Origin of the sequence: Paracidovorax wautersii (genome assembly GCF_900113035.1) — a bacterium.
GTDB classification, from domain to species: Bacteria; Pseudomonadota; Gammaproteobacteria; order Burkholderiales; family Burkholderiaceae_C; genus Paracidovorax; species Paracidovorax wautersii.
On record NZ_FONX01000022.1, the window covers coordinates 64,807 to 74,051 of the forward strand.

The window sequence follows — 9,245 nt, forward strand, 5'->3', positions numbered from 1 at the left end:
CATGCCCGCCACCCGCACTCCCCCCCTGCCCTCCGTCCCCGCCCCCGCCTCTTTGGGCCCGGTCCTGCCCATTGCCCTGGCCCGGGGCTGCACCACCCTGGTGTGCGTGCCGGAAGGCGCCACGCTGCGCACGCGCCAGGGCTGCCTGGCGGTGCAGGAAGGACCGCTGGTCTGCGGCCAGGTGCTGGTGGGGGTGGGGCCGGACCGCCTGCTCGCTGCCGGCGAGGGCTGGCAGGGGCTGCCCGGCTCGGGGGCGCACTGGCTGCGCATTACCGCACTGCAGAGCAGCCACGCACAGCTGGAGGAACCGGTGCCGGCGCCCGGCTGGATGGCCCTCGCCGCCGGGCGGCTGGCGCGAGCCCTGGCCGGCCTGCAGCGCTTTCTGGCAGCCCGGCCTCCGGCGGAGGAACGCGCGGCGCGCCTTTCCTGACGGGTCAGAGGCTGCTGGTCAGCAGCCCCGGCCGCTCGCTCAGGCCTGCGCGGCCCGCAGGCGCAGCGAGAAGTCCCGCAGCGCAGCCACGCCACTGTCTTCCGCGCGCTGGCACCAGGCCTGCAGGTCGGCGGTGAGCTGCTCGCGGGTGCGCGAGGTGTTGAGCCACAGCTGGCGCAGCTCTTCGCGCATGGAGACCATCTTGTCGAGCACCGGGTGCGCCTGGCGGGCCAGGGCGATGTGCTCGCGGGCACGCGCCGGCACCTTCTCGGCGTCGCGGTGCAGCCAGCGCCGCGCGGCGCGCAGCACCGACACGTCGGCCTGGCGGGCCTTGAGGGCGGCCAACTCGTCGCGGCAGGCGCGGCGCACGCTGCGGGCGTATCCGGCCATCATCTCGTAGCGGTGGGCGATCACCGCCTCCAGCGTCTTCTCGTCGGCCACGGCCTTGACCTCGCCCAGGCGCAGCTTGGGCGGCATCTTCTTGACCTTGGCCCAGCCCACGGCCTGCATCAGGCGGATATAGGCCCAGCCGATGTCGAACTCATAGCGCTTGACCGAGAACTTGGCCGAGGTGGGATAGGTGTGGTGGTTGTTGTGCAGCTCTTCGCCGCCGATGACCAGTCCCCAGGGCACGAGGTTGGTGGAGGCATCGGTCGCCTCGAAGTTGCGGTAGCCCCAGAAATGGCCCACGCCGTTGACCACGCCGGCCGCCCAGAACGGAATCCAGAGCATCTGCACGGCCCACACGGTGGCGCCCAGGGCGCCGAAGAGCGCCAGATTAAGCACCAGCATCAGCGACACGCCTAAAGCGCTGTAGCGGCCATAGACGTTGCGCTCCATCCAGTCCTGCGGCGTGCCGTGGCCGAACTTGGCGAGCGTCTCGGCATTGGCCGATTCGGCGCGGTACAGCTCGGCGCCGCGCCACATCACGGTGTCCAGCCCGCGGGTCTGCGGGCTGTGCGGGTCGTCTTCGGTCTCGCACTTGGCGTGGTGCTTGCGGTGCACGGCCACCCATTCGCGGGTGACCATGCCCGTGCCCAGCCACAGCCAGAAGCGGAAGAAATGCGAGGGCACCGGGCCCAGGTCCACCGAGCGGTGGGCCTGCGAGCGGTGCAGGAAGATGGTCACCGCCGCGATGGTGATGTGGGTGGTGACCAGCGTGTAGAGCAGCACCTGCCACCAGGACAAATCCAGGGCGCCATGGGCCAGCCAGTCGATCGCGGCGTCGAGGAACGCCCAGTCAGGTAGCAGCATCGAAGGTATTCCGTCTCTCAAAAGGGCGCTCGCCCCGGATCAGGGCTTGCGCGTCCACACGGCGGCGAAGAAGCCGTCGGTCTGATGCAGATGGGGCCAGAGGCGCAAATAGCCAGTGCCCGTCTCGCCGCCGCTGCACAGCTGGGCGGCGTTCTCCACCTTGAGCTGGGTCAGCAGCTCGCCCGCATCGGCCGGCACGAAGTCGGAGTGTGCGGCAGAGAAGGCCTGGGCGATCTCCTCGTTTTCCTGCGGAAGCACGCTGCAGGTGGCATAGACCAGCCGGCCGCCCGGCTTGAGCAGGCGGGCGGCGCTGGCGAGGATGGCGGTCTGCTTGGCGACCAGCTCCTGCAGCGCCTCGGGCGACTGGCGCCACTTCAGGTCGGGGTTGCGGCGCAGCGTGCCCAGGCCGGAACAGGGGGCATCGACCAGCACGCGGTCGATCTTGCCGGCCAGGCGCTTGACGCGGTCGTCGCGCTCGTGCGCGATGGCGGCCGGGTGCACGTTCGAGAGGCCGCTGCGCGCCAGGCGCGGCTTGAGCGCGTCGAGCCGGTGGGCCGACACGTCGAAGGCATAGAGCCGGCCGGTGTTGCGCATGCTGGCGCCGATGGCCAGGGTCTTGCCGCCCGCGCCGGCGCAGAAATCGACCACCATCTCGCCGCGCTTGGCGTCCAGCAGCAGGGCCAGCAGCTGCGAGCCCTCGTCCTGCACCTCGATGGCGCCGCGCACGAAGGCGGGCAGCTTGGTGAGGGCAGGCTTGCCGTCCACGCGCAGGCCCCAGGGCGAATACGGCGTGGCGACGGCCTTGATGCCGGCGGCGGAGAGTTCCTTCTGCACCTCGGCGCGCTTGTCGGCCAGGGCGTTCACGCGCAGGTCGAGCGGCGCGCCCTGCTGCAGGCTTTCGGCCAGCGGCCAGAAGCCCGCGTCCAGCTGGGCCTTGAGCGGGCCGGCCAGCCACTCGGGCAGGTTGTGGCGGTGGCGCTCCATCAGGTCGTCGGGCTGGACGGTGTCGCACTGGTCGAGCCAGGTCTTTTCCTGGTCGTTGAGCGCGCTCTTGAGGAAGTCGCGCGGGCCGTGGAAGCCCAGGATGGCCAGGCGCCGCTCCTTGGGGCCGCTGCCGGAGCGGGCCAACTGCTCGAACAGCAGCTTCTTGCGCAGCACGGTGTAGGTAGTTTCGGCCAGGGTGGCGCGCTCGCGCGGGCCGAGGGCGCGGTTGTCGCGGAAGAAACGGGAAACGACGGAATCCGCGGGGTGTTCGAAGGTCAACGTGAGCCTGACGAGTTCCGCGCAGGCGTCCAAAAGGGCTTTAGGGTGCATGGGGCGATTGTCCCATTGCGGCGGGCCCGGGGACACAGCCGCGCCGCATTGGCCTCAAACCGGCCCCGGCGCTTTCGCCGGCGGCGCATGCAGCTACCATTTCGATAGCTCGAGAAAGACCCAGCCCATGACCGCGCCCACCGACGACGACCTGCCGCCCCTGCCCACCCTGGCCACGGGCCGTTACCGCCATTACAAGGGCGGCCTCTACGACGTGCTGGGCCTCGTGCGGCACAGCGAGACGCTGGAGCCCATGGTGCTCTACCGCGCGCTCTACGGCGCCCACGGCCTCTGGGTGCGGCCCGCGGCGATGTTCGAGGAAACCGTGGTGATCGAGGGCGTGGCGCAGCCGCGCTTCACGCGCTGCGGCGACGCAGACACCCAGGATTCGCACTGAAAACGGCTGCAGCCCGCCTGCAGCCTGCGCCACCCGCTATGGATTGATGAGCAGGCCCAGCACCGCCGGCGGATAGATCGCGTGCTCCTGCGCCAGCACGCGGGCGGCCAGCGCCTCGGCCGTGTCGCCGGGCAGCACGGGCACCACGCCCTGGGCCACGATGGGGCCGGCGTCCAGGTCGGCCGTCACCTGGTGGACAGTCGCGCCCGCCACCTTGCAGCCCGCGTCGATGGCGCGCTGGTGCGTGTGCAGACCCGGAAAGGCCGGCAGCAGCGAGGGGTGGATGTTGACCAGCCGGCCCGCGTAGTGCGCGACGAAGCCCTCGGTCAGGATGCGCATGAAGCCCGCGAGCACCACCAGGGCGGGCTCGTACGCGTCGATGGCGGCGGCCAGCGCCGCGTCGAAGCTCTCGCGCGTGGCGTGGGCGCGGTGGTCGATGGCCTGGGTGGCGATGCCCTGGCTGCGGGCGAATTCCAGCCCCTGGGCGCTTTCGCGGTTGCTCAGCACGGCGGCCACGCGCACGCCGTGGCGGCCCTCCCAGTCCTGCTGCTGCGCGGTCCGCACGATGGCTGCCATGTTGGAGCCACCGCCCGAGATCAAAATCACGATGTTCTTCTTCATTAGCCCGCAATTATCCCCGCCGCCATCATGTCCTTCGACCCTCGCACCCGCCCGCTGACCGCCACCGAAGCCCGCGTGCTCGCCACGCTGATGGAGAAGTCGCGCACCGTGCCCGACAGCTATCCGCTCACGCTCAACTCCGTCGTCACCGGCTGCAACCAGAAAAGCAGCCGCGACCCGGTGATGCAGATCACCGACGCCCAGGCGCAGGAGGCGCTGGACGGCCTGCGCCAGCGCAGCCTGTCGGTGGAGATCGGCGGCAACCGCGCCACGCGCTTCGAGCACAACTTTCCGCGCGGCGTGGGCGTGCCCGACCAGTCCGCCGTGCTGCTGTCGCTCCTGATGCTGCGCGGCCCGCAGACGGCGGGCGAGCTGCGCATCAACTCCGAGCGCTGGCACCGCTTCGCCGACATCTCCTCGGTCGAGGCTTTCCTGAACGAGCTGGCCGAGCGCAGCGACGAAAAAGGCGGCCCACTGGTCGTGCTGCTGCCGCGCGCGCCCGGCGCCCGCGAGCCGCGCTGGGCGCACCTGCTCTGCGGCCCGGTCGATGTGGCCAGCCTGGCGGCCGCGCAGGCGGCGCACGCCCCGGCCGAAGGCGCTGCCGGCGGCGCCCTGGCGCCCCGGGTGGCCGCGCTGGAGGCCGAAGTCGCCCAGCTGCGCGGCGTGGTGCAGCAGCTGTGCCGCGAACTCGGCATCGCCCCGCCCACAGCACCGGATGAAGGCGACGCGGGCAGCGCGGACGAAGGGGCCGTGTCGCCACCCTGACAGAGAGGAAAAGCACGCCCGTGCTACAACGGCGAGATCGAAAAAGCCCCGGCTTTCCAAGAATTTTCAGGACAGGAGACAAGCTGCATGGATCTCGCTTTCACCCCCGAAGAACAGGCCTTCCGCGAGGAAGTGCGCAGCTGGGTCCGCGCCCATCTGCCAGCAGACATCGCCCACAAGGTCCACAACGCGCTGCGCCTGTCGCGCGAAGACATGCAGGGCTGGGCCAAGATCCTGGGCAAGAAGGGCTGGCTGGGCTACGGCTGGCCCAAGGAATTCGGCGGCCCGGGCTGGACGGCCGTGCAAAAGCACCTCTTCGAGGAAGAATGCGCGCTGGCCGGCGCGCCGCGCATCATTCCCTTCGGCCCGGTGATGGTGGCGCCCGTCATCATGGCCTTCGGCTCGCCCGAGCAGCAAAAGCGCTTCCTGCCCGGCATCGCCAGCGGCGAGGTGTGGTGGAGCCAGGGCTATAGCGAACCCGGCTCGGGCTCGGACTTGGCCAGCCTCAAGACCCGCGCCGAGCGCGTGGGCGACAAATACATCGTCAACGGCCAGAAGACCTGGACCACGCTGGGCCAGTACGGCGACTGGATGTTCAACCTGGTGCGCACCAGCACCGAAGGCAAGCCGCAGACCGGCATCTCCTTCCTGCTGCTGGACATGAAGTCGCCCGGCGTCACCGTGCGGCCCATCAAGCTGCTGGACGGCGAGTGCGAGGTCAACGAGGTGTTCTTCGACAACGTCGAGGTGCCCGCCGACCAGCTCATCGGCGAGGAGAACAAGGGCTGGACCTACGCCAAGCACCTGCTCAGCCACGAGCGCACCAACATCGCCGACGTGAACCGCAGCAAGCGCGAGCTGGAACGCTTGAAGCGCATCGCCAAGGCCGAGGGCCTCTGGGACGACCTGCGTTTCCGCGACCAGATCGCGCAGCTGGAAGTGGACATCGTCGCGCTGGAGATGCTGGTGCTGCGCGTGCTCTCGGCCGAGAAGTCGGGCAAGAACTCGCTGGACATCGCCGGCCTGCTCAAGATCCGCGGCAGCGAGATCCAGCAGCGCTATGCCGAGCTGATGATGCTGGCGGCCGGCCCCTTCAGCCTGCCCTTCATCGAAGAGGCCATGGAAGCCGGCTGGCAGGGCGACTTCCCTGGCGGCGCGGCCGCCAATGCGCCGCTCGCCTCGACCTATTTCAACCTGCGCAAGACCACGATCTACGGCGGCAGCAACGAGGTGCAACGCAACATCGTCGCTCAGACCGTTCTGGGCTGACGCCCTGAACGGCCCGCGCCCAGCGCGAACGGACTGCTCCCCCCGGCCCCCTCCGCAAGGGGGTTCCAGCAAGAACTTCGCTGGACTTTGCAGGGGGCGCGCAAGTGCTCTGCACCGAACTGCTTTTGGAGACATGCAATGGACTTTGATTTTTCCGATGACCAGCAATCCCTGCGTGACGCGGTGCGCCGCTGGGTGGAAAAGGGCTACGGCTTCGAGCGCCGCAAGGGCATCGTGGCAGCGGGCGGCTTCGACCGCGCCGCCTATGGCGAGCTGGCCGAGCTGGGCCTGACGGCGCTCACCGTGCCCGAGGCGCAGGGCGGCCTGGGCCAGAGCGCCGTGGATGCCATGGTGGCCATGGAAGAGCTGGGCCGGGGCATCGTGCTGGAGCCGCTGGCGCAGACCTTCATCGCCAGCCGCGTGCTGGCCGACTACGCCCCGGAAGCCGTGCAGGCCGACTGGCTGCCGCGCATTGCCAGCGGCGAGGCGCTGGTGGTGCTGGCCCATCAGGAACGCAAGGCGCGCTACCGCCTCGACGTCTGCGAGGCGAAAGCCACACCGGCCGGCGACAGCCATGCGCTTACCGCTATCAAAAGCATAGTTCCAGCCGGCGACCAGGCCGATGCCTTCATCGTGCCCGCGCAGCTGGACGGGCGCATCGCCCTCTTCCTGGTCGAGCGCACGGCCAGCGGCGTCGCCACCCAGGGCTACCGCACGCAGGACGAAAGCCGCGCCGCCGAGGTGACGCTGACCGACGCGCCGGCCACGCTCCTCACCACCGACGGCCTCGCCGCCCTGGAGCTGGCCGCCGACGTGGGCATTGCCGCCACCTGCGCCGAAGCCGTGGGCGTGATGGACCAGACCCTGGCCCTCACCGTGGACTACATGAACCAGCGCAAGCAGTTCGGCGTGCCCATCGCCAGCTTCCAGGCCCTGCGCCACCGCGTGGCCGACATGAAGATGCAGCTGGAGCTGGCCCGCTCCATGAGCTACTACGCCAGCCTCAAGCTGGGCGAGGCGCCGGCAGAGCGCCGTCGAGCCCTGTCGCGCGCCAAGGTGCAGCTGGGCCAGTCGATGCGCTTCGTGGGCCAGCAGTCGGTGCAGCTGCACGGCGGCATCGGCGTGACCGACGAATACATCGGCAGCCACTACTTCAAGAAACTCACGCAGATGGAGATGGCCTGGGGCGACACGCTGCACCACCTGGGCGAGGTCTCGGCCCACATGCAGGAGACGGCGGGCGTCTTCGCCTGAAGCGCGGCGCCTTCTGCCGCCCCCGATGAAAAAAGCGGCCAAGGCCGCTTTTTTCATTGCGCTTCACGGATGCCGGCTCAGCCCGGCAAGGCGCGCCGATGCGCGGCGTTGTCACCGATGCGGAAGGCATCCACCGCCTGCACCAGCTGGGCGGCCTGCTGGCGCATGGACTGGGCGGCGGCTGCGCTTTCCTCCACCAGCGCGGCGTTCTGCTGGGTGCTCTGGTCCATCAGCGTGACGGCCTCGCCGACCTGGCTCACGCCCTCGTTCTGCGCGCTGCTGGCCGCGCTGATCTCGCCCACCAGATCGGTCACGCGCTGGATGGCGCTCACCACCTCCGCCATGGTGGAGCCAGCCCGGTCCACCAGCTGCGTCCCCTGCTCCACCCGCGCCACGCTGGTCCCGATCAGGCCCTTGATCTCCTTGGCGGCGTCGGCCGAGCGGCCGGCGAGGCTGCGCACCTCGCTGGCCACCACGGCGAAGCCGCGGCCCTGCTCGCCCGCACGGGCCGCTTCCACGGCGGCATTCAGCGCCAGGATGTTGGTCTGGAAAGCGATGGAATCGATCACGCCGATGATGTCGCCGATCTTGCGCGAGCTCTCGTTGATGCCGCTCATGGTCTTGACCACCTCGGCCACCACGTCGCCGCCCTGCACGGCCACCGAGCTGGCGGTCTGCGCCAGGCGGTTGGCCTCGCGGGCGCTGTCTGCGTTCTGGCGCGAACTCGTGCCCAGGCTCTCCATGGACGCGGCCGTCTCTTCCAGGGCCGCCGCCTGCTGCTCGGTGCGTGCCGACAGGTCGTTGGTGCCCAGCGAGATCTCGGCAGATGCCTGCGACACGGCCTCCGCCGAATCGCGCACCTGACCGATCACGCGCTCCAGCTGCCCGCGCATGGCCGCGAGCTGGTACAGCAGGCTGGAACTGTCGCCGGGCTTGGCCTGGAAGCTCTCGCGCAGGTCGCCTTCGGCGATCTGGCGGGCGATGGCCACGGCCTGCGCCGGGTCGCCGCCGAGCTGCCCCAGCACCGAGCGGATCAGCCGCCATCCCAGGGCCGCGCCCACCAGGGTGCCGAGGCCGATCAGCAGCGAGAGCACCAGCGAGGTGCGGTCCACGGACGCGGCCACGCTCTGCGTCTTCTCCGACGCCTCTTTTTCCTGCTGCTTGCCGGCCTCCAGCAGCAGGTTGCGCACGGCGACGTGCAGCGGGTCGGTGGTGGTGTTCAGCTCCGCCATGGCGGCGTCGATGTTGCCGGCGTCGGCCGAGGCCTGCAGCTTCGTGACCGAGGCCTTGTAGGTCGCCCAGGCGTCCGCCAGCTTGCGGCCCGTCTCGCGCAAGGTGGCATCGTCGCTGCCCTGGCGCAGGAACTCGATGGCATCGGTGACGGACTTCTCGGACTGCTCGTTGAGCTTGATCGTCTCTTCACGGGACTTGGGGTCGGCCTTGAGCATGTACGGATACATGCGCCGGAAATGCACGGCGGCCTGACGCCCGCCATCGACCACCTTGCGCAGGGGAACCACCGTGTCGGTGTACATCTCCCGCTGGGCCGCACTGACGGAGCGCAGTTGCGTGATGGCGGTCACGCCGACCACCACGAGAATCAGGAGCAGCACGCCCACCAGGGCGGACAGCTTCTGGGCTAGCGAGGCATTTTTGTGCAGTGGCATGGCGGCTGAGGTCATGAAGCGCCAGAGGCATGCGGCGCGCGGGCCGATCCCGCACGTCCGGTCATGGGCGCAATACGTATCGAATGTAACCTTGCGTTTCATCAGACACTGTTAATTTCAGTTGCATGGGCGACTCGGGGTGGCCTCGCCGCAACGCAAACGCCATCGCAGGGCCGCCACCCGGCGCTTAGAACGTGTTTACGATCTCGCAGGGGATCGCGTTGGAGCGCAGTCGGGATGAGTGGATGCCTCGGATGCGCCGCATGGGCTGGTG

At 69.6% G+C, this 9,245-nt stretch carries 9 protein-coding genes; 5 read left to right on the forward strand and 4 right to left on the reverse strand.

Features of this window, described 5'->3' with window-relative positions; all coding sequences use genetic code 11:
- Position 1: 1 nt before the first annotated feature.
- Positions 2–430, forward strand: a complete 429-nt coding sequence (locus tag BM070_RS22145) for a hypothetical protein (protein WP_139222909.1) — start codon at positions 2–4, stop codon at positions 428–430.
- Positions 431–469: 39 nt separating this feature from the next.
- Here the strand turns inward: BM070_RS22145 and BM070_RS22150 are convergent, their stop codons facing one another.
- Both BM070_RS22150 and BM070_RS22155 read right to left on the reverse strand, forming a co-directional pair.
- Positions 470–1,684, reverse strand: coding sequence for a DesA family fatty acid desaturase (locus BM070_RS22150; RefSeq protein WP_092941992.1), 1,215 nt, complete (start codon positions 1,682–1,684; stop codon positions 470–472).
- Between the two features lie 39 nt (positions 1,685–1,723).
- On the reverse strand, positions 1,724–2,998 hold the full coding sequence (locus tag BM070_RS22155; protein WP_092941994.1) for an RsmB/NOP family class I SAM-dependent RNA methyltransferase: 1,275 nt from the start codon (positions 2,996–2,998) through the stop codon (positions 1,724–1,726).
- A 127-nt stretch (positions 2,999–3,125) separates the two neighbouring features.
- On the opposite strand from BM070_RS22155, the gene BM070_RS22160 reads away from it, so the two are divergent.
- Positions 3,126–3,395 carry a DUF1653 domain-containing protein gene (locus BM070_RS22160; protein ID WP_092941996.1) on the forward strand — a complete coding sequence of 90 codons (270 nt, stop codon included), beginning with the start codon at positions 3,126–3,128 and terminating at the stop codon, positions 3,393–3,395.
- A gap of 36 nt (positions 3,396–3,431) precedes the next feature.
- Here BM070_RS22160 and purN read toward each other — a convergent pair whose 3' ends face one another.
- Positions 3,432–4,016, reverse strand: a complete 585-nt coding sequence (purN, locus tag BM070_RS22165; protein WP_092941998.1) for a phosphoribosylglycinamide formyltransferase — start codon at positions 4,014–4,016, stop codon at positions 3,432–3,434.
- A gap of 27 nt (positions 4,017–4,043) precedes the next feature.
- Here purN and BM070_RS22170 point away from each other — a divergent pair, with 27 nt between their 5' ends.
- From BM070_RS22170 to BM070_RS22180, 3 genes are all read left to right on the forward strand, one after another.
- Positions 4,044–4,781, forward strand: coding sequence for a YceH family protein (locus tag BM070_RS22170; RefSeq protein ID WP_092942000.1), 738 nt, complete (start codon positions 4,044–4,046; stop codon positions 4,779–4,781).
- An 87-nt stretch (positions 4,782–4,868) separates the two neighbouring features.
- On the forward strand, positions 4,869–6,050 hold the full coding sequence (locus tag BM070_RS22175; RefSeq protein WP_092942002.1) for an acyl-CoA dehydrogenase family protein: 1,182 nt from the start codon (positions 4,869–4,871) through the stop codon (positions 6,048–6,050).
- Positions 6,051–6,188: 138 nt separating this feature from the next.
- Positions 6,189–7,304 (forward strand): acyl-CoA dehydrogenase family protein, encoded by a 1,116-nt coding sequence (locus tag BM070_RS22180; RefSeq protein ID WP_092942004.1) that lies wholly within the window; start codon positions 6,189–6,191, stop codon positions 7,302–7,304.
- A 77-nt stretch (positions 7,305–7,381) separates the two neighbouring features.
- Here BM070_RS22180 and BM070_RS22185 read toward each other — a convergent pair whose 3' ends face one another.
- Positions 7,382–8,971 carry a methyl-accepting chemotaxis protein gene (locus tag BM070_RS22185; RefSeq protein ID WP_092942017.1) on the reverse strand — a complete coding sequence of 530 codons (1,590 nt, stop codon included), beginning with the start codon at positions 8,969–8,971 and terminating at the stop codon, positions 7,382–7,384.
- Positions 8,972–9,245 lie beyond the last annotated feature (274 nt).